Source organism: Salinimicrobium marinum (assembly GCF_014651535.1).
GTDB classification, from domain to species: domain Bacteria; phylum Bacteroidota; class Bacteroidia; order Flavobacteriales; family Flavobacteriaceae; genus Salinimicrobium; species Salinimicrobium marinum.
This window is the reverse complement of sequence record NZ_BMXB01000001.1, coordinates 480,082-499,777: the sequence shown is the minus strand read 5'-3', so window position 1 is coordinate 499,777 and position 19,696 is coordinate 480,082. Positions and strand designations below refer to the sequence as shown.

15 protein-coding genes, 2 tRNA genes and 1 pseudogene are annotated in these 19,696 nt (G+C 41.5%); 4 read left to right on the top strand and 14 right to left on the bottom strand.

Translation table 11 applies throughout. From position 1 onward, the window contains the following. Nucleotides 1-329: 329 nt before the first annotated feature. The 11 genes and pseudogenes from IE056_RS02185 to IE056_RS02140 all read right to left on the bottom strand — a co-directional run bounded on the left by IE056_RS02185 (nucleotide 330) and on the right by IE056_RS02140 (nucleotide 10,034). Complete coding sequence (locus IE056_RS02185) at nucleotides 330-1,256, bottom strand: site-specific integrase (RefSeq protein ID WP_373297277.1); 927 nt, start codon at nucleotides 1,254-1,256, stop codon at nucleotides 330-332. A 6-nt stretch (nucleotides 1,257-1,262) separates the two neighbouring features. Continuing rightward, nucleotides 1,263-1,445 (bottom strand): annotated as a pseudogene (locus IE056_RS18735) (site-specific integrase); the annotation flags it as partial. A 543-nt stretch (nucleotides 1,446-1,988) separates the two neighbouring features. Then, a complete protein-coding gene (locus IE056_RS02180; protein WP_189602974.1) occupies nucleotides 1,989-2,654 on the bottom strand; it encodes a P-loop NTPase family protein in 666 nt (221 codons plus the stop codon). Next, complete coding sequence (locus tag IE056_RS02175) at nucleotides 2,647-3,456, bottom strand: phage replication protein O (RefSeq protein ID WP_189602973.1); 810 nt, start codon at nucleotides 3,454-3,456, stop codon at nucleotides 2,647-2,649. The genes IE056_RS02180 and IE056_RS02175 overlap by 8 nt, the downstream gene beginning before the upstream one ends. Before the next feature lie 4 nt (nucleotides 3,457-3,460). Continuing rightward, nucleotides 3,461-3,691 (bottom strand): helix-turn-helix domain-containing protein, encoded by a 231-nt coding sequence (locus tag IE056_RS02170; RefSeq protein WP_189602972.1) that lies wholly within the window; start codon nucleotides 3,689-3,691, stop codon nucleotides 3,461-3,463. 115 nt (nucleotides 3,692-3,806) lie between these two features. Continuing rightward, nucleotides 3,807-4,139: a hypothetical protein gene (locus IE056_RS02165; RefSeq protein ID WP_189602971.1), complete on the bottom strand. Its 333-nt coding sequence runs from the start codon at nucleotides 4,137-4,139 to the stop codon at nucleotides 3,807-3,809. A gap of 412 nt (nucleotides 4,140-4,551) precedes the next feature. Next, a tRNA-Leu gene (locus IE056_RS02160) sits at nucleotides 4,552-4,637 on the bottom strand. A gap of 17 nt (nucleotides 4,638-4,654) precedes the next feature. After that, nucleotides 4,655-4,727, bottom strand: a tRNA-Gly gene (locus IE056_RS02155). 273 nt (nucleotides 4,728-5,000) lie between these two features. Next, nucleotides 5,001-7,592 carry a DNA mismatch repair protein MutS gene (gene mutS / locus IE056_RS02150; RefSeq protein WP_189603402.1) on the bottom strand — a complete coding sequence of 864 codons (2,592 nt, stop codon included), beginning with the start codon at nucleotides 7,590-7,592 and terminating at the stop codon, nucleotides 5,001-5,003. Between the two features lie 178 nt (nucleotides 7,593-7,770). After that, nucleotides 7,771-9,009 carry an ATP-binding cassette domain-containing protein gene (locus IE056_RS02145; RefSeq protein WP_189602970.1) on the bottom strand — a complete coding sequence of 413 codons (1,239 nt, stop codon included), beginning with the start codon at nucleotides 9,007-9,009 and terminating at the stop codon, nucleotides 7,771-7,773. Nucleotides 9,010-9,086: 77 nt separating this feature from the next. Next, complete coding sequence (locus IE056_RS02140) at nucleotides 9,087-10,034, bottom strand: alpha/beta hydrolase (RefSeq protein ID WP_189602969.1); 948 nt, start codon at nucleotides 10,032-10,034, stop codon at nucleotides 9,087-9,089. A gap of 145 nt (nucleotides 10,035-10,179) precedes the next feature. Between IE056_RS02140 and IE056_RS02135 the strand changes: the two genes are divergently transcribed. Further along, entirely contained in the window at nucleotides 10,180-10,710 is a 531-nt protein-coding gene (locus IE056_RS02135; RefSeq protein WP_189603401.1) for an RNA methyltransferase, read from the top strand. Nucleotides 10,711-10,832: 122 nt separating this feature from the next. Here the strand turns inward: IE056_RS02135 and folK are convergent, their stop codons facing one another. Next, nucleotides 10,833-11,960, bottom strand: a complete 1,128-nt coding sequence (gene folK, locus IE056_RS02130) for a 2-amino-4-hydroxy-6-hydroxymethyldihydropteridine diphosphokinase (protein ID WP_189602968.1) — start codon at nucleotides 11,958-11,960, stop codon at nucleotides 10,833-10,835. A 100-nt stretch (nucleotides 11,961-12,060) separates the two neighbouring features. Between folK and IE056_RS02125 the strand changes: the two genes are divergently transcribed. Continuing rightward, a complete protein-coding gene (locus IE056_RS02125) occupies nucleotides 12,061-12,762 on the top strand; it encodes a queuosine precursor transporter (RefSeq protein ID WP_189602967.1) in 702 nt (233 codons plus the stop codon). Next, on the top strand, nucleotides 12,759-15,431 hold the full coding sequence (locus IE056_RS02120) for an AsmA family protein (RefSeq protein ID WP_189602966.1): 2,673 nt from the start codon (nucleotides 12,759-12,761) through the stop codon (nucleotides 15,429-15,431). The genes IE056_RS02125 and IE056_RS02120 overlap by 4 nt, the downstream gene beginning before the upstream one ends. A gap of 246 nt (nucleotides 15,432-15,677) precedes the next feature. On the opposite strand, the gene IE056_RS02115 is transcribed toward IE056_RS02120, so the two are convergent. Beyond that, on the bottom strand, nucleotides 15,678-16,472 hold the full coding sequence (locus tag IE056_RS02115) for a DUF2797 domain-containing protein (RefSeq protein WP_189602965.1): 795 nt from the start codon (nucleotides 16,470-16,472) through the stop codon (nucleotides 15,678-15,680). Between the two features lie 118 nt (nucleotides 16,473-16,590). Between IE056_RS02115 and IE056_RS02110 the strand changes: the two genes are divergently transcribed. Continuing rightward, nucleotides 16,591-18,105 (top strand): GH3 auxin-responsive promoter family protein, encoded by a 1,515-nt coding sequence (locus tag IE056_RS02110; protein WP_189602964.1) that lies wholly within the window; start codon nucleotides 16,591-16,593, stop codon nucleotides 18,103-18,105. A gap of 286 nt (nucleotides 18,106-18,391) precedes the next feature. On the opposite strand, the gene hemL is transcribed toward IE056_RS02110, so the two are convergent. Continuing rightward, nucleotides 18,392-19,681 carry a glutamate-1-semialdehyde 2,1-aminomutase gene (hemL, locus tag IE056_RS02105; protein ID WP_189602963.1) on the bottom strand — a complete coding sequence of 430 codons (1,290 nt, stop codon included), beginning with the start codon at nucleotides 19,679-19,681 and terminating at the stop codon, nucleotides 18,392-18,394. Nucleotides 19,682-19,696: the final 15 nt, after the last annotated feature.

Sequence of the window (19,696 nt, the reverse complement as noted above, 5' to 3'; positions counted from 1 at the left end):
TTTCCTAATAGCATTCTAAATACGGCAACTATTTGTAGTACTACGTCACCCTTTGCCCTTACAGGGTGAAAAAGAAGGTGCTTATAAGAAATTTTTTACCTCCTAACATCTGGCAATTAATTACGAGATCACAGTACAAGAATTTGACAATTCCTAATATTTAGATAAACTGATTGGATACTAATAAAATTTAATCTTATTAGATTAATGTTTTTTATATTTAGAATATCATTCTAAAGTCACCTATTCGGTTACCTAGAGAAAGAAAAAATAAAGAAGTACTGAATTTACTGGTATAATGGGAGAGGCAAATAACCATGCCACCATTTCTATTTTAAACCGTTCAACTTCAACCTCAAATTATCAAAATCATTGGCTATTTTAGAATCAATCACCCGGGCATAAATTTGGGTCGTAGATAGTTTTGTGTGACCCAGCAGCTTTGAAACCGTTTCTATAGGCATCCTATTGGCCAGAATTACTGTGGTGGCAAAAGTGTGCCTGGCAGCGTGAAACTTAAGCTCCTTCCTGATCTTTGCCTTTTTGGCTATTTCCTTTAAGTACTGATTTGTTTTTTGGTTGGAGTAAACCGGCAACAGCTTTTCTGTACCGTCAATTTTGGGATGATCTTTAAAACTATCTAAAATCCTTTCAGCTTCTTCCAGTAAAGGAATACGAACGGCAGTATTGGTTTTGCTCCTGCGGGTATAGATCCATTTCTTGCCATCTTTTCCAATTTGAAGATGATTTGTACTTAAGGCTCTGGCATCGGCATAGGGAAGGCCAGTATAGCAGGCGAAAACGAATATATCGCGGTTAATATTTAAAACATCTTTTTCAAATACTGCGCTTTTGACCTTTTCAAGTTCCGGTTTGGATAGATATACCATATCCACCTGTTCAAAGCGAAGCTTAAATCTTACGGTGGGGTTCTTTTCTATCCAGTTTAGATGTTCCGCCAGTCGCATCAGCTTCTTAAACCGCTCCATGTGCTTCATGACACCGTTATTTTGAAGCCTAGACAGTGAACGAAGGTAACTTTCAAAGCCTAAGGTAAACTGGTAGTCAATCTGCTTTAAATAGATATCTGAAGTACGGTGCTGCTTTTTCAGGTACTCCTTCAGGTAATTTTCTGTAGTCCTGTAATTTTTCATGGTCCCATACTTCAAAACACCGGACATTTTTTCATCATAATAGCTTGAAAGGTAGAGTAAAGTATGATGCTGCTGATCGGTTCCTAAGTACCAGTTTTTGATAAGATGAGCAGTAATGACCTGATCTTGTTTTAGAAGATCATCATATGCCTTGTATAGCAAAGTCCTGGTTTCATCCAGCTTTTTGTTGATCTGGTAACTTTCCGCACCATTGCCCAACATTTTTCCGGCCGATTGGCTCCACCTGCTTACAGGTATAGTCCTCTTTAGGCTAATTTCTAAGGATTTGCTGTTAACGGTTACTCAGGCATAAAGGAGGGCGAGTTCTGGTTGTTTTTTCTTTTTGCGAATGAAAAAAGAAATTGAAAAGGTTTGACTGGTACGCATAGCTTTTGTTGTTTAAATGAAACAACTATAAAGGATACGAAAGTCAAACTACCAATACGAACTAAGGAGCATCGGTGAATTAAAAATACAAAAAACAAGCTCACGATAAACTCACAAATTAACAGTGAACTTACGGTGAACTCACATTAATTTTAACATCATTTGTTAGTATTGAGCCAAAAAAAATAAAGGGTAACTATATGAAAACCATATATTTAACCATTGCTTATGTTAAAATAATCCTTAACAAAGTCGGCGTGGAGGTAAGCCAAGCCTTCTATACCAGGTTTATTTGAATATCTGTTCTAAGTTCAATTTTGCTGCATTTCCGAATTATGATTTCTATTCTGGCTTACTTCTACATCCGCTGTTCGGACGAACCTCTTTTCCCTAAGACGCAGCTTTTGCGAAGGCGTGGGAAATGTGGTGAGGACTTTTAAGTTCGAATCATTCTCGCCAGCTTTCCCCTTCCCATTTGATGATATTGAACATCTCCGGCAACCGGTCTCCTATGTGATTTCCATACCTGGCAGCAATAGCCGATGGATTTTCATTGGTAGTCACATAGGTTTTTAATTTCCTGCGATGCCTTTCAAAAAGCAATTTCCCGATGATTTCTTCCCGGTTATAGGCTTTATCCTCTATTCCCAGATCATCCAGGTACAATTTGCCCCGGTAGTAGCTTTCCAGTTTAAAATTGCTGGTGTTGTCTTTTTGTGATTGGTAAAACAGGGTTAGCAGATGAACTGTTGAAATTCGGGGGAACCAGAGTTGGGTATTTCCCTTTTGCTTTAAGATCACCTTTCCAACTTCATGGATAACATCGAACAAGGTGGATTTCCCAACGCCATAGTCTCCATACACCAACAAACCTTTATCAAGGCTTGCCTTATTTTTTATGGTTCCATAAGCATTGAAATCCGGCTGGAGTAAAAAGTAGCGGAAGATGGTAAAGATAACCGCTTCGTTTTCTTTTTTGATCTTAAAACCAGGTGCTGTCTTTTGGAACAATCTCCAGAAAAACTGTTTGCTTATTTCTTTCCGGTTGTTGTTTGCAACCTTTGCCGGCGGGGAAATTACCGGTGATAGGATTTCAGAAGCTGACTTAATCATAGTTTTTTATTTTTTGCCGGACCCTGAGGTCCATGTTTTCTGTTTTCATGGGTTTTTTCCCCTGTGCGATCAGTTGCCCTATCTTTTGCCGAAGTTTATCGGTGTCCAGGATAATCCCTTTCCAGAACTCATCGGGGCCATTCAGCAAATCATAGGCAAGCTGTAACTGGTTCTCTGAAACCCCGTCTTTTTCGATCATTAGTCTAATCGGTTCCAGACACTCCTTAAGGCCTGCCATTTCTATTTTTTTTGTTGGCGCGCCTTTGTTTTTTAAGTTTTTCAGAAATAGCTCCTGAAATTTAAAAGCCCAATCATAAAAGCTTAGCTGATCTTTTGGCACTTCAGATCTTTTTGTTTTTAGCAATGGCTTTTTTAAAAAAAATTCCTGGTTTAATAGTTTATGGTTTATTTGTTTATAGTTTAATTGTTTATCTATACTCGCAATGCTCCGGACTTGCTTTGTACAGTGCCCCGACAATGCTTTATCCAATGCTTTGGGTGGTGCTTCGGTGTTTTTTACCAAAGCAATGACATTGGCAGTGTACTGGTTCCTGCTTTTCTGGATCCACTTGATAAAACCCCATTCTTCCAGATCCTGTAGCGTCCCGATATAGGTTTTGTAATTTTTTATCCCCAAAGCTTCCATTGCCAGATCGGTTGGAAAACCAAATTCCTCTTTCCATCCAAGCCTGTTGCAGCGTTCTATGGCAAAAAAATAAACAGCAGTATGAACCGGCTTCACTTTGCCGGGGTTGACAAAGCTGAAATCAAACCATGTCCTGGAAAATTCATAGCCGTTCATAGCACTAAGGTTTTGGGTTTCTAAGGAGCCAGGAATTAAGTTTCTTCCTGTCGAAATAGATCATCTTGCCACCGGGTTTGGAATGGGGTATTCTTTCTGATGAAGTAAGCTTGTACATATAGGCCCTTGATATGCCGGTATACCGGCAGGCTTCCTCCAGGGTAAGTACTTTCTTGTTTGCTGTGAGCAATTGTTCCATGCGGATCAACCGGTCTTTTAGGTTTAAATCATCCATGATCTCTAATTTTAAAAAGGCAACACCTGGTGTTGTTCCTTTGGTTATAGATACAAATGACCAACTAAAATCCCTGTCCATCAATATAGTAACAGGTAATCTAATCGTAATTACCTTATAAATGCTGTTGAAAAATCCTGGAGATCTCCTTTAGGTAAGCAGCTTTGTTCATGCGCCAGTCGGAGATGTTCTTAGTGGATAAGGTTTGGATGTTGCCTTCTGAATTTCTGAGGATGAAATAATGATCTACCAGTTCTTTTATCTGGTGATTCTCCAGGTTTTCGAACCCGATCATCAGCTGGCTTAAGAACTCCAGTAAAGTTTGACGGTTTACCTGTTTATATCTTTTAGGGGAAAGATCCTTCCATATCAGGCGACTCCTTGAGGAGATTGGTTCCAGTAGAATTAGTGATTGAAAGCTTTGAAAAGTTCCATCCAGGTATGTCACGGAGAAAGCTTTGAAAACAGCATTCGCCTGAGCATTGGGTAGCGCAATGGCCTTCAGGTGAAGAAGATCTGGCCCAATTGTGAATCTGCTTCGCGAAGCACGTAATTGTAAAGTCCTAGAAGCTTTGCCCTTATCTGAAGAGTGAAAACTGCGAAACGCTCCAAAACATGCTGTCTTTCTTAACTAATTAAAGATAACGAAAAGAAAGAATTGAATTGATTTTAGAATTTGATTCACTATTAATCTCTTTTTCCTCAATTTCTTTTTTTGATGAAGGAGATGTCAAAATCCACCAAAAAATTGTAATAAAAATAAATAAGTAGGAATTTTTATAATGTCGGGAAAAGGTCGGGAAAACCTCTTTTTAAAAACCAAAAAACCCTGTAAATCAGGTGATTAACAGGGTTTAAAGTACTCGGAGCGGGACTTGAACCCGCACGGGAATTTCTTCCCATTGGATTTTAAGTCCAACGTGTCTACCAATTCCACCATCCGAGCGTGGAAGGTTTATAATGAGCGAAAAACGGGATTCGAACCCGCGACCTCCACCTTGGCAAGGTGGCGCTCTACCAACTGAGCTATTTTCGCGATTTGTAAATGAACTTACACAGCTAAACGTGCTTTCGCAACTGCTAATTGCGGATGCAAATTTAGTATAAATCTTATAATCTCAAAGACTTTTTGGAAAAATAAAATGATTTTTCCGGAGAAATTTAACCCGTAATCAGGCGCTTCAGGTTTTCCATCCCTAACCTGCTGTATTTCAACTATCTTTATTCGGACTTTATCAATCCTTATTATTTACATTTATTTCCTGAATCATTTTACTGAAAACTGAGCACTAAAGATTGCCTACTGAAATTACGCTTTCGCCTTCAGACTCTTCCCCACCAGCATTCGCTTGATCTCGTTGAGCTTCATTAAAGCTTCTACCGGAGTGAGGGTGTCGATATCTATATGTAAAATCTCCTCTTTGATATCTTCAAGAATAGGATCATCCAGATTAAAAAAGCTTAGCTGCATCTCTTCTTCAGCCGATTTCCTCAAAACGGCTCCATTATCCTGCATTCCGTGGGATTGCTCCAGTTTTTTCAGGATTTTGTTTGCCCTGTGCAGCACCTGCTGTGGCATTCCGGCCATTTTCGCTACGTGGATTCCGAAGCTGTGTTCGCTTCCGCCGGGAATCAGCTTCCGAAGGAACAGGACGTTATCCTTCAGCTCTTTTACCGATACATTGTAATTCTTGATCCGGTTAAAGGTTTCGCTCATATCGTTGAGCTCGTGATAATGGGTGGCGAAAAGTGTCTTTGCCTTTGCGGGATGCTCGTGAAGATATTCGGTGATCGCCCAGGCAATGGAAATTCCGTCATAGGTGCTGGTTCCACGGCCAATCTCATCCAGGAGCACCAGGCTTCTTACAGATAAATTGTTCAGGATGCTCGCAGTTTCGTTCATCTCTACCATAAAAGTTGATTCCCCCATCGAAATATTATCACTGGCCCCAACCCTTGTAAAGATTTTATCTACCATTCCGATTTTCACCTCATCTGCCGGAACAAAACTTCCCATCTGTGCCAACAACACTATAAGTGCCGTCTGCCGTAAAATAGCCGATTTACCACTCATATTCGGCCCTGTGATCATGATGATTTGCTGCTCCTCACGATCAAGGAAAATATCATTGGTTACGTAAGGCTCTCCCGGCGGAAGTTGTTTTTCGATCACTGGATGGCGCCCGTTCCTGATTTGCAGCTCAAAACCTTCCTCTATTTCAGGCTTGCAATAGTTTTCGAAAATTGCATGCTGGGCAAAAGAACAAAGGCAATCCAACTGACCTATTAGCTGGGCATTTTGCTGTACCGGCTGAATGTAATCGCCGATCCAGATCACCAGCTTCTGAAATATTTGCTGCTCTAACTGTAAAATTTTCTCTTCGGCCCCGAGGATTTTAGCTTCGTACTCTTTTAGTTCCTGTGTGATATAGCGTTCGGCATTCACCAGGGTTTGCTTACGGATCCAGTCTTCCGGAACCTTATCTTTATGGGAATTCCGGACTTCAATGTAATATCCAAAAACATTATTGCTGGCAATTTTCAGGGAGGTAATTCCGGTGGCTTCGGTCTCCCTTTTCAACATCGCGTTCAGGTAATCTTTTCCTGAAAATGCGATATCCCGCAATTCATCCAACTCTTCAGAAAAACCTTTGGCAACCGAATTTCCCTTCAGGATATTCACGGGTGCATCTTCAAAAAGAGTTTCTTTGATCTTGTTTCTCAGCATATCACAGCCCTGCAAATTATCGCCAAGTACTTTTAAAGCTTCATCTTGAGAATTTGACGCCAAAGCTTTCACCGGCACCACGGCTTCCAAAGAATTCTTTAGCTGCACGATTTCCCGCGGATTCACCTTTCCAGTGGCTACTTTGGAAATTAGTCGCTCAAGATCACTGATTTGCTTGATGTGATGCTGAATCTTCTGATGATCTACAGGATTATTGATAAGGTATTCTACCACCTGGTGCCGCTTTCTGATCTTCTCGATATTCTTTAAAGGCAGTGCCAGCCAACGTTTCAGCATGCGCCCACCCATCGGGGTAGTTGTTTTGTCTATGACCTCCAGCAGGGTCACTGCATTGGCAGCAGTAGAATGATATAATTCCAGGTTCCTGATGGTGAAACGATCCATCCACACGTATTCATCTTCAGCAATCCTGTTTATTCCGGTGATGTGCTGCAGCTTGTGATGCTGGGTTTCTCCCAGATAATACAGCACCGCCCCCGAAGCCACAATCCCTTCCTCCAGGTCTTCAATTCCGAAGCCTTTCAGAGATTTCGTATTGAAGTGGGAATTGAGGGTTTCATAAGCGTAATCCTGCTTGTAAACCCAGTCTTCCAGATAAAAGGTATGATATTCTTCCCCAAAAACTTTCAGGAAATCTTTTTTCCTATTCTTCGGAACGAGCACCTCGCTGGGATTGAAATTCTGAAGTAATTTGTCTAAATATTCTGAAGTTCCCTGCGCTGTAAGGAATTCCCCGGTGGAAACATCCAGAAAAGAGATTCCGTTCTCCCTTTTTCCGAAGTGAATGGCACACAGGAAATTATTGGATTTACTCTGCAACACCTCATCACTCAAAGCAACTCCGGGCGTTACCAGTTCGGTCACCCCTCTTTTGACAATTTTTTTCGTCATTTTAGGGTCTTCCAATTGATCGCAGATCGCCACCCGCTCTCCTGCCTTCACCAATTTTGGCAGATACGTGTTGAGGGAATGGTGTGGGAATCCAGCCAAAGCGGTTTCATTCTCGCTGCCATTGCCCCTTTTGGTCAACACAATGTTGAGGATTCGCGCCGTTCTAACGGCATCTTCCCCAAAAGTTTCGTAAAAATCGCCCACTCTAAACAACAGCAAGGCATCAGGATATCTCTTCTTGATGGCATTGTACTGCTTCATTAATGGAGTAACTTTCTTCTCTGCTTTTGCTGACACGGAAATGGGATTTTTATTCCCTGCTAAAATACTTATTCCTGCCTTCGGTTTGAAATTTTACGCCGGCATTTATCCACAGTTCAATACACTCAAAAATCCTGATATACTGCGGAAAAGAAACGGATTTATCTTCTGAAAACATTTAGTTTTTGATAACTTTTGCGGTCGAACCTTCTGCTGAAGGCGTTAACTCCAACACAAACTGCGGATTCAGCCCTTTTTCCCGACGATGGGAAACATACAGAATTGCTGTCTCGCTTTCTTCTGAAAAAATGTTGATCAGGTTTGTCAAAGTTAAAGCCGATTTTTCATCCAAGGAAGTCGAAGGTTCATCTAAAATGAGCAGGGGTGGGTGTTTTATCATCGCCCTGGCAATTAAAATCATTCTTTGCTGCAGAAGGGGAACAGACCTGAAAATCTTATTTTTCTTCTCCAGAAGTCCGAGAGTTTTTAGCCATTTTTGAGCCAGAAAAAGCTGTTTATCTGAAGGTTTCTGATACAACCCTACACTATCTACCAGACCAGAAATCAGCATTTGTTCAATGGTATGAGTTCCTTTAAACAGTTCTGTAATGGCAGGTGAGAAATAACCGATCTTCTTTTTTATATCCCACACGCTTTCTCCACTGCCTTTTCGGTTGCCGAATAGAAAGAGGTCTACTCCGTACGCCTTGGGATTATCGCCGTAGATCATATCCAGCAGCGTAGTTTTGCCAGAGCCGTTAGGTCCCGAAAGTTCCCAGAATTCCCCTTTTTTAATGCTCCAGTTGATGTTTTTTAAGATCGGTTTTTCATTGTAGCTAACAGAAACATTCTTCATTTCCACCAGCATTTCCGGAATATCAACATACTCCCCTGGTGCCGGCGGAATTTCTGTAAAAAGATCCTGATCCTGCTGATTTTTCTTCTGAAGCTTCAGAAAATCATCTACGGCTATAAATTTTTGTTCTTCCGACAGGAATACTTCTGCCACGAACGGAAGCAGATCTTCGGTTCTTTTTAACAGCTGAACAATCAGCACCTTTTCTGAAATCTCCTCAAATCTCCTTTTCAACATTTTTACCGATTCCCTGTCAAGGCAATCAAAGGGATTGTCAAGGATAAGAAAATCTGGTTTCTGGTTTAAAAGGTAAATTAATAAAGCTTTACGTTTCTCCCCGCTTGAGAATGTCCGGATAGAACGATCTTTTTCAGCATTTAATTTGGAATAACCGTGACGGTAATCCTCTTCCAAAAATTTTTCAAGCACTGCTTCAGAAAATACAACGCCCTCCTTCCCTTTTAGATCAGAAAGTGCTGGCACCGCATTTCCGTTTAAAAGTTGTTGTTCAAACCGATTATTTTCTGAATGTCCAGTGGCATGGATTGCGAAGTGCTTCAATTTGATACTTCTTTTAGTTTTAATTCAAAAGCCGCGAATGCACGGATATTAAGTGCGAGGATATACTTTGGTTGAGATTAATTCTTCGATGGCTCACCCTGACTCTCATTCATCTTTTTCAGCCAATCATGCAATCTGTCGGGCCAGGTTTCCAGGTATCCTTTGCCGAGGCCAAGTGAAAATCCGTGGCCTCCTTCAGGATAAATGTGCATTTCTGCTTTAATATTTTGATCTTTTAAAGCTTTGTAGAACAGCAGAGCATTCTCCACGGGCACTGCATCATCATCTGTAGCATGGATGATAAAGGTGGGCGGCATGTTGTTTTGTACCTGCAACTCATTGGAGAATTCTTTCACTAATTCTTTGGAAGGATTTTCTCCCAGCAAAGAATTCCTGGAGCCCTGGTGGGTAAATTCACTGTTCATGGTGATCACAGGATACACCAAAGCCATAAAATCAGGTCTTGCACTTAAGGAATCTATAGCATCTTTTTTGAAAACATCTTCATGATCAAAATGAGTTCCCAAAGTAGAAGCCAGATGTCCGCCGGCGGAAAAACCCATAATTCCGACGCTATTTTGATGGACGTTCCATTTTTCGGCATTTGCCCGCACCAGTCTCATCGCCCGCTGCACATCCTGAAGCGGAGCTTTATAGCTTACTTCAACCGATTCAGAATTCGGTAACCTATACTTCAGCACGATCCCTGCGATACCTTTGGAATTCAGCCATTTCGCAATGTCCGTTCCTTCCCAGTCGTATGCGAGTCCGCCGTAGCCGCCACCGGGGCAAATGACCACAGCCTGCCCGGTAGCACTTTGCATGGTGGGCAGAAAAACAGCAATGTCAGGATCCTGAACATTCCTTATCCAGTTGATATCACCCGTCTCTGAAACCTCTTTTTCATCGGATTCTTTGCTGTTCGGGATTCCGTTGGGCCATAGAGGAAGAGTCATCTCTTGTGCAGAAATTCCGGAAGTACTTAAAATCAGGGAAAGCAGAAAGACCGGGCGATATTTTTTCATCTTAATCGTTATAAAATAGTTCAGGAAACTAAGTTATAAAATCCCTTTCTTGAAAACCGACTTACTGCTGAAAAAGAACAGTCTTGCACCGCCATTACCTTTTCTCCGGAACAAAATATCTATTAATATTCCTATTTTTGCGGCTATGGAAAACCGAAAGCTCAAGAACAGCGAACTCGACCGCAAATCTGTTTCAGAATTTAAAGAAGCAAAAAAAACTCCGATTATCGTCATTTTAGACAATGTACGCAGTCTGAACAATATCGGATCCATTTTCCGTACCTCAGATGCGTTTCTCATTCAAAAGATCTATCTCTGTGGAATCACCGCTACGCCACCTCATAAAGATATTCAGAAAACTGCCTTGGGAGCTACAGAAACGGTCAACTGGGAATATGTGGAAAATGCACTGGAAGTAGTAGAAAAACTGAAAGCAGACGGAGTAAAAACTTTCTCGGTAGAGCAGGCAGAAAATGCCACCATGCTAAACGATTTCCAGCCTGAAAAAGAAATCACTTATGCCCTCATCTTTGGAAACGAAGTGAAAGGCGTGCAACAAAAAATAGTTTCTGCGAGCGACGGAGTCCTGGAAATCCCGCAGCTCGGCAGCAAACATTCTCTCAATATTTCAGTTAGCGCCGGAGTGGTTTTGTGGGATGTGTTTTCGAAGATGTGAGATTTTAGATCTGAGACGTGAGATGTGAGATGGAATAAAAAGTATATTGTAATTTGTATAATGTAAGTTGTAAAACCAGTACAATATACAAAAGACTGCAGCTTATATTCCCCCTTCGGGGGTTAGGGGGCTTTTATCTCGCGTAACAACTTCAAATAATCCTTTCTCTCATTTACAAAATCCAGTTCAGAAATATCGATGATCTTCACGTTTAGGTTGGGCTGGGATTTAATGAACGTTAGGTAGCTTTTATTGATCTCGGCGAGGTAATCCTGCTTGATGTTTTGTTCATAATCGCGGCCTCGTTTTTTGATGTTTTCGAGCAGGCGATCTGTGTTTTGGTAGAGATAAATGTACAGATCGGGCTTTACGAGCTCCTTATACATCAGGTTAAACAGCTTGTGGTACAGCGAATATTCATCTTCCTGAAGCGTGATCTTTGCGAAGATAAGCGACTTGAAAACATCATAATCTGAAATCACAAAATCCTTGAACAAATCGTACTGCGCCAAATCATCTGACAGCTGCTGATAACGATCTGCCAAAAATGACATTTCCAGCGAAAAAGCATAGCGTGCCTGGTCTTCATAAAACTTCGGAAGAAAAGGATTGTCTTTGAACCGCTCCAGGATCAATTTTGCATTGAAATCCTGCGAGACCATGGTGGTAAAACTGGTTTTTCCGGCACCAATATTTCCTTCGACTGCAATGTAATTATATCCTGAAAAGCTAAAACTTTCCGGCTTTTTTAATCCTGTTGATATTTTTGAAATCTCCGAAGCATCTTCAGAAGCAGTTAAAACTTCTTTTATTTTCTGCTTTTTGACAGGATGTTTAGCTTCCGGGGCAATTTCAGCGAGTGGCAGTAACACAAATTTCCGGTTTTCCATCTGTGGGTGTGGAACCACCAGCTTTTCAGAAGCAATGATCTCTTCTTCAAAAAGAATGATGTCCAGATCGATCGTTCTGTTTTGGTAACCTTTACCCAGAGTTCGCTCCCGTCCTAAAGAAGTCTCTATTTTAAGTAATTTGTAAAGAATTTCTTCCGCAGAAAACCTACTATTCACAGCCGCACAGGCATTTAAAAAAGCACTTCCCTCAAAACCCCACGCGGGATTTTCATAAACAGAAGATATTGCGGTGATTTCCCCGATATTATACTGAATTTCAAAAATGGCTTTCTGGAGATAATCTAAGCGGTCGCCCCGATTGCTTCCCAGGGCTATATGTACTAATCTAGGCGGATTCAAGAGATTTATGAAATTTTTAAGGTGGTGCTCAGGTAATTTCCCGGCAAATTAAACAAAACAAATTCATATACTATTAACTTTGTGGGAAAGAGTTTGAAATTTGAGCTTAAAAGACAGATTATTTGCAGACAGGATTTATTTTGTGCTCGGGGGATTATTCATCACCGCACTGGTGGTTTCCAACCTCATTTTTCAGAAATTCTTTTACTGGGATTTCTTGGGAATTTATACGTTTGAAATTTCTGTGGGAATCTTGCCCTACCCCATAACTTTTTTGATTACTGACATTGTGAGTGAAGTCTACGGAAGAAAAAAAGCCAACCAAATGGTCACCACAGGAATTTTTGCTTCCTTTTTTTCCCTTCTTATCGTGTATATTTCGGCCGAAGTTCCTGCTACCACCTGGTCTCCTGTAGATGATTCCCTGTTCACGACGGTATTTGGCGCAACCGCCATTGCTGTCTTTGCTTCAATGATGGCATACCTTTTGGCACAGTATATTGACATACAATTATTCCACTTTTGGAAAAGACTTACAAAAGGAAAACATTTATGGCTGCGAAACAATTTTTCCACCTTTCTATCGCAGTTGGTGGATACCGCAACTGTACTGCTGCTTTTGTGTAGTTTTAATAAAATTGAATGGTCGCTTTTCGGTGGATTGTTGTTAAGCGGATTTTTATTTAAAGTACTGGTAGCAATTACAGATACGCCTTTTCTTTATGCTGCCGTGTATGCGCTAAGAAAGCGCTTCAATCTTGAAAAAGGCGAAGAATTAAATTTTGAAAAAATCGAAATATGAAAAAGTTTTTAAAAATAACCGGAATTGTACTGGGAGTGATCCTGCTTCTTCTGTTTTTGGCCCCCTTTGTTTTTAAAGGCCAAATCAAGGATATGGTTCGAAAAACCATCAATGAAAATGTAAACGCACAGGTCACCTTTGATGATATTAGCTTGAGCCTGTTCAGGAACTTTCCCGATGCCACTTTGGGAATCGAACAACTGCTGGTGGTCAACAATGCTCCTTTTGAAGGGGATACGCTGGCTTCAAGTGAAGAAATTGTGCTGCAAATGTCGATCTGGGAACTTTTCAAAAGCGGTGATGAACCCATGCAGGTGGATGCCCTTACCATCAATGACACAGATTTAAATATAAAACTCGATTCTCTGGGCAATGCCAACTATGACATTGCTATTGAAAACGATGCGCCGCTGGCAGATTCTACGCAAACCGGCAGCGGATTCCAGTTTGACGTACAACATTACGAGATCAATAATTCCAGGGTTGTTTACCTTGATGAGGGAGCAAAAATGCAGTTGATCGTCGAAGATCTAAATCATGAAGGAACCGGAGATTTCTCTGCTTCCACATCTGAGTTGAGTACATATTCCACAGCTCTGGTAAGTTTTGCGATGGACGGCACCAACTACCTTAGTCAGAATCGCATAGAACTGGATGCCGATTTTGAAATGGATCTTGAAAATATGAGGTTCAGTTTTCTTGAAAACGAAGCAAAAATTAATCAGTTACCGCTCACTTTCGACGGATTTGTGCAGGTGAATGAAGATAATAATGAAATTGATCTTTCCTTTAAAACCCCTTCTTCGTCCTTTAAAAACTTTTTAGCCGTTATTCCCGAAGAGTACTCCAAAAACATCGAAGATGTACAAACCAGCGGAGATTTTGTAGTAAACGGGGTGATCCAGGGAATTGTGGATGAAACACATATCCCAAGAATGGATATCAATATTTCTTCGGAAAATGCCTCCTTTAAATATCCCGACCTTCCGAAAAGTGTAGAAGACATCACAATTTCTACGGAAATTAAAAATGAAACCGGCTTAGCGGAAGATACCTACGTCAACATCAACAGACTGAACTTTAGAATAGATCAGGACGTTTTTAGTGCCAACGGAAACATTCGTAATCTAACCGAAAATATGCTCGTAAACCTTGCAGCAAAGGGAACGATCAACCTGGCAAACCTGGATCAGGCGTATCCACTGGAACTTGAGCAGGATCTAAATGGAATTGTAACTGCAGATGTTACTACCAGTTTTGATATGAATTCGGTGGAAAATGAACAGTACCAGAATGTCAAGAGCAGTGGTACGGCTACGATCAGGGATTTCAGTTATGCCTCTCCGGAATTTCCAAACGAAATTAGATTGGCAACTGCGAACCTTAATTTCCAGCCTGGAACAGTACAACTGGAGAATCTTAATGCGACTACCGGTGAGACAGATATGGCACTTTCAGGAACCATCAATAACCTGATGGGATATTTATTTACAGATCAAAACCTGAAGGGAAGATTTCAGCTAAACTCCAATACCTTTTCAGTGAATGATTTTATGGTTGCTGAAACAGAAACAACTTCTGAAGAAACAGAAGCAGAATCAACCACTCCGCAAACCACCGAAACTACCGGAGAAGCCATTAAAATTCCGTCATTTCTGGATGTGCAGCTGGATTTTACAGCAAACCGGGTTTTATATGATAACCTCGTACTTCAAAATGCAAAAGGAAATCTGGGAATTCAGGATGAAACCGCCACTTTAAACAATGTTACCGCAGATATATTTGGTGGAAATATTTCACTGAACGGAACTGTTTCTACGCGCCAGTCACCTCCCACGTTTAACATGGACCTCAACCTGAATTCCATAGGGATCACTCAGGCTTTTAATGATATGGAATTACTGCAGAATTTAGCCCCTATTGCGAGAGCTTTGGAAGGAAAACTTACTACAGCGATCGACCTGCGCGGAAATTTGAATCAGGATCTTACGCCCCAGCTGCAAACTCTCGCCGGAAATGCACTGGCAGAAATCCTGGATGCCCGGGTAAATCCGGAGCAGACTCCGTTACTGTCCAACCTCGATCAACGCTTAACATTTGTGGACCTCAATAATCTCGACCTAAAAGATCTGCAAACCAAACTTACTTTCACCAATGGACGCGTGGAAGTGCAGCCATTTGAATTTAACATCAAAGGGATCAATGCCACTGCCGGTGGAAGCCACGGGTTTGATATGTCTATGGATTATAATGTGAACCTCCAGGTTCCTGCTAAATATTTAGGAAGTCAGGTAGGGAATACGCTTTCCAGATTAAGCTCTCAGGAACTGGAAAATACTACGGTGACTTTACCGGTTGGAATCAGTGGAAATTTCCAGAGTCCAAGTATCAACCTGAACATGCAGCAGGCAGTAAATGACCTTTCCCAAAAGATCATTGACAGCCAAAAGGAAAATCTTCAGGAAAAAGGAAGAGACATTTTAGGAGGCATTCTGGGTGGAAACCGGTCTTCGAAAGATACCACTGCTACTAATCAGACACAAAGAAGGGACACCACCGCTACCAATCAGCAGAATCAGCAGGAAGCAGTTAAAGATGCTGCCCGAAAAGTGCTGGGAGGAATTTTAGGAGGACAGAAGAAGAAGCAGGATACGACCAACAATAAGTAAATCCGGACTAGCAGATTGCTTCGGCTGTGCCTCGCAATGAACGGATGAATCGGCTTCACCTCCGAAAAATGGAAAGTAGACTGCTCTCTCAATAGCTGATCGTCTTTGCGAGGGAGCTTTTTCATCGACCGCGGCAAACTAAGACAGGAGGCGCTCCGACTAAACAAATTGCTTGGGCTGCGCCTGGCAATACTGGTGAAATCCAACAAGGTCAAAAAAAGACCTTGTTGGTTATTCTTACGGTCACTACTTCACCGATAGAGCCACTTCATAGCCTTCGTGATTTCTCACATTAAAAGCCATGCCGTCATCAAAAATCAGGTATTGCCCTTTGATTCCCTTGAGAACTCCTTCATAAAACGGAGTCTTTTTCAGGGTCAGGCTTTTTATTTTTTGAGGATATTCCAGTACCGGAAAAGCTATTTCCAGCTCCTTTGAATTTCCGAGGTAATATTCTTTTGCTTCTTCCGGAATGTACTGTTTCAACTCTTCCTTTATTTCCTCCAGGTTTAGGTCTTTGAGGTTATTGGTGAGCATTTGCCGCCAGTTGGTTTTATCGGAGACATGCTGCTTTAAAGCCACTTCAGTAATTCCGGCGAGATAACGATTAGGCACTTCCACCACTTCAATCGCTTCATGAGCCCCCTGGTCAATCCACCGGGTGGGAATCTGACTTTTCCTTGTAACCCCTACTTTCACATTGCTGGAATTAGCGAGGTAAACCACGTGTGGCTGCAACTGGGCTTTTTGCTCATACTCAAGATCCCGATCCTGCTCGCCAAGATGAGCTTTGCTCAATTCGGGACGCATTACCCAGTCTCCCATTTCCGGAAGTGAGGTGAGACAGTTATAACAAACTCCGTTTCTAAAGATTTTTTTCTGTTTATGGCATCCAAGGCAGTGAAAACGTAAAAAGTTGATCGAGATCTTTTTACCCAGCAACTGATTCATATTCAGGAAATCGGATTCAAAAATGAGATAATACTGTACCGTATCCTGCAATTCAGTCTTCATCTTTGTAAGGACACCTTCATAATTCATAAACAGGGGATTTTTTATATCTTTCGATTTTTGTAAGCTTCAAGAATAGTTTTATTTTTAACCAGCCAACCAATAAGCGCCGGCGACTAAAAATCCGGCCGTAAAGATACTAGAAAAAATGCCAATTCCATTAGCTCATTCCATAGCTTCCTGGTTTCTTAAGAAGCGAATTCATCAAATGGAATTATTTATTAAATACCCTCATGAGGTCCAATTCGAACTTCTGAAGAAATTAATTTCCAAAGCAAAAAATACCGAAATTGGCAAAAAATACGATTTTGCTTCCATCACCAGCTATGAGGATTTTGCGGCACGGGTTCCTGTGCGGCAGTATGAAGATTATGAAGCAGATATTGAACGCAGCCGTAAAGGGGAAAGCAATATATTCTGGCCTACGCCCATAAAGTGGTTTGCTAAATCGAGTGGCACTACCAATGCTAAAAGCAAGTTCATCCCGGTGAGTGAAGATTCTCTCGAAAAATGTCATTATGCCGCCGGAAAAGATATGCTGTGCATGTACCTCAATAATAATCCCGAATCTCAAATGTTTAGCGGAAAAAGTCTGCGCCTGGGAGGAAGCAAGGAACTTTACTGTGAGAACGGCACCCAATATGGAGATCTTTCGGCTATTCTTATAGATAATATGCCTTTTTGGGCAGAATACAGCAGTACCCCCGGAAATGAAGTCTCCCTAATGAGCAACTGGGAAGTAAAAATGCCAGCCATCGTGAAGGAAAGCATGAAAGAAAAAGTGACCAGTCTTGCAGGAGTACCATCGTGGATGCTGGTGCTACTCAATAATGTACTGGAAGCTTCGGGTAAAGAAAGTCTTTTTGAAGTGTGGCCACACCTGGAAGTATATTTTCATGGGGGAGTAAATTTCTCACCCTATGCCGAACAATATAGAAAGATATTGCCGCGCGACAACTTCAGGTATTATGAAATTTATAATGCTTCGGAAGGTTTTTTTGCTATTCAGGACCAAAACAACTCCAAAGAATTGTTGTTAATGCTCGACTACGGAATTTTCTATGAATTCATTCCGATGGATTTGTACGGAACAGAAAATGAAAAGATTATTCCGCTAGCTGAAGTTGAAACCGGAAAAAATTACGCTATCCTTATCACTACCAACGCCGGACTTTGGCGTTATAAAATTGGGGATACCGTTCGGTTTACATCCCTGAAACCTTACCGCATCAAAGTTACCGGAAGAACCAAGCACCACATCAATGTTTTTGGGGAAGAACTCATCATCGAAAATGCAGAAGAAGCCCTGAAAAAAACCTCTGAAATTACAGGTTCAGAAATTGTGGATTATACCGCTGCTCCTGTTTTTATGGAAGGAAAAGAAAAAGGGGCACACGAATGGATCATTGAATTCAAGACTCCGCCGCAGGATTTCAACCTTTTTACCGAAACCTTTGACAAGGCCCTTCAAAACATCAACAGTGATTATGAAGCCAAGCGCTTCAACAACATGACCCTCAACAAACCAAAAATTCACCAGGCAAGGGAAAAATTATTTTACGACTGGCTGAAGAAAAACAACAAGTTGGGAGGCCAGCACAAAATTCCCAGACTTTCGAATTCCAGGGTTTATGTAGAAGAATTGCTGGGAATGAACGGGTGAATAGATATGAGATGTTAGAAGTGAGATATTAGATTTTAGACGTTAGACTCAAGACTGTAGATTGTAGATTGTAGATTGTAGACTGTAAAAATGCCAAACCGCACATTTAATATCTGAAATTTAAAGAAGCTTCTTTCTCTCCCTATCACCGTAGCAGACCGGGAAACGAGCTAAGATGATTGGACGATGAGGTTTTAAAGAACCCCAGCATAAAAAAACTCCACAGGTTTACCTGCAGAGTTTTATCTTTTTTGAAATCTCAGATCTGAAATCTAAAATCTCATATCTACTTCAGCTTCTTCGCCACTCTGTCTACGGCGGAAATGGTTTCGTTCAGATCCTCGTAAGTTAAGGCATCACTAATAAACCAGGTTTCGAAAGCGCTTGGTGCTATATAAACCCCGTTTTCTAACATTCCGTGGAAGAATTTCTTGAAGGTATCATTGTTTGCCCTTGCAGCCGATTCAAAATCTACCACCGGCTCTTCAGAAAAATGTACAGAGATCATGGAGCCTTCCCTGTTGATGGTATGGGCAACATTATTCTCGTTCAGCACTTTACTTATTCCTAAATGCAGAAATTCCGTTTTATCTGCAATGCTGTTATAGATTTCGGACTTCTTATTCAATTCGGAAAGCATTGCAAGTCCGGCGGCCATGGCTAGAGGATTTCCGCTCAGGGTTCCAGCCTGGTACACCGGCCCCGTTGGAGCCAGGTAATCCATGATCTCGTTTCGGGCTGCGAAAGCCCCTACCGGGAGTCCGCCACCAATCACTTTTCCGAAGCAAACAATATCTGCTTTTATATTCTTTAGTTCCTGAACTCCACCTTTTGCCTGCCGAAAACCGGTCATTACTTCATCAAAGATCAGTAACACATTGTGCTTATCACAAAGCTCCCGAAGCCCTTCCAGAAATCCTTCTTTTGGAGGAATACAACCCATATTTCCGGCAATAGGCTCCAGAATTATACAAGCCACTTCTTCTTTATTGGCATCCAGGAGAGCCTCTACACTTTCAAGGCTGTTGTACGTTGCCAGCAGAGTATCTTTTGCCGTTCCCTGGGTTACCCCCGGGCTATTCGGGGTGCCAAAGGTAATGGCTCCACTCCCGGCCTGAATTAAAAATGAATCACTATGCCCGTGATAACATCCGGCGAATTTGATCACTTTTTCACGGGAAGTGAATCCGCGGGCAAGACGCACCGCACTCATACAGGCTTCGGTTCCGGAATTCACAAACCTGATTTTATCAATATTCGGAACCATGGAAACCGCAAGTTCGGCAATGGTAGTTTCGATTTCTGTAGGCGTCCCAAAGGAGGTTCCCTTTTTAGCTTTTTCGATCACCGCGTCCACCACCGGCTGAAAAGCATGCCCTAAAATGAGCGGACCCCAGGAATTTATGTAGTCAATATATTTATTTCCGTCTTCATCAAATAAGTAAGCTCCCTTTGCTTCTTTAATAAAAACAGGATCACCTCCTACCGCACTAAAAGCACGTACAGGAGAATTTACCCCACCGGGAATTACATTTTTTGCTGCCTTAAAAAGGTCACTGCTTCTTTTATAATTCATATATCAAATCTCATT

Excerpts from the sequence above, each read along its gene's own strand:
- IE056_RS02180 (WP_189602974.1), bottom strand. The coding sequence starts at position 2,654 with ATGATTAAGTCAGCTTCTGAAATCCTATCACCGGTAATTTCCCCGCCG.
- IE056_RS02175 (WP_189602973.1), bottom strand. The coding sequence starts at position 3,456 with ATGAACGGCTATGAATTTTCCAGGACATGGTTTGATTTCAGCTTTGTC.
- IE056_RS02170 (WP_189602972.1), bottom strand. The coding sequence starts at position 3,691 with ATGGATGATTTAAACCTAAAAGACCGGTTGATCCGCATGGAACAATTG.
- mutS (WP_189603402.1), bottom strand. The coding sequence starts at position 7,592 with ATGAAGCAGTACAATGCCATCAAGAAGAGATATCCTGATGCCTTGCTG.
- IE056_RS02140 (WP_189602969.1), bottom strand. The coding sequence starts at position 10,034 with ATGAAAAAATATCGCCCGGTCTTTCTGCTTTCCCTGATTTTAAGTACT.
- IE056_RS02135 (WP_189603401.1), top strand. The coding sequence starts at position 10,180 with ATGGAAAACCGAAAGCTCAAGAACAGCGAACTCGACCGCAAATCTGTT.
- IE056_RS02120 (WP_189602966.1), top strand. The coding sequence starts at position 12,759 with ATGAAAAAGTTTTTAAAAATAACCGGAATTGTACTGGGAGTGATCCTG.
- IE056_RS02115 (WP_189602965.1), bottom strand. The coding sequence starts at position 16,472 with ATGAATTATGAAGGTGTCCTTACAAAGATGAAGACTGAATTGCAGGAT.
- IE056_RS02110 (WP_189602964.1), top strand. The coding sequence starts at position 16,591 with ATGCCAATTCCATTAGCTCATTCCATAGCTTCCTGGTTTCTTAAGAAG.
- hemL (WP_189602963.1), bottom strand. The coding sequence starts at position 19,681 with ATGAATTATAAAAGAAGCAGTGACCTTTTTAAGGCAGCAAAAAATGTA.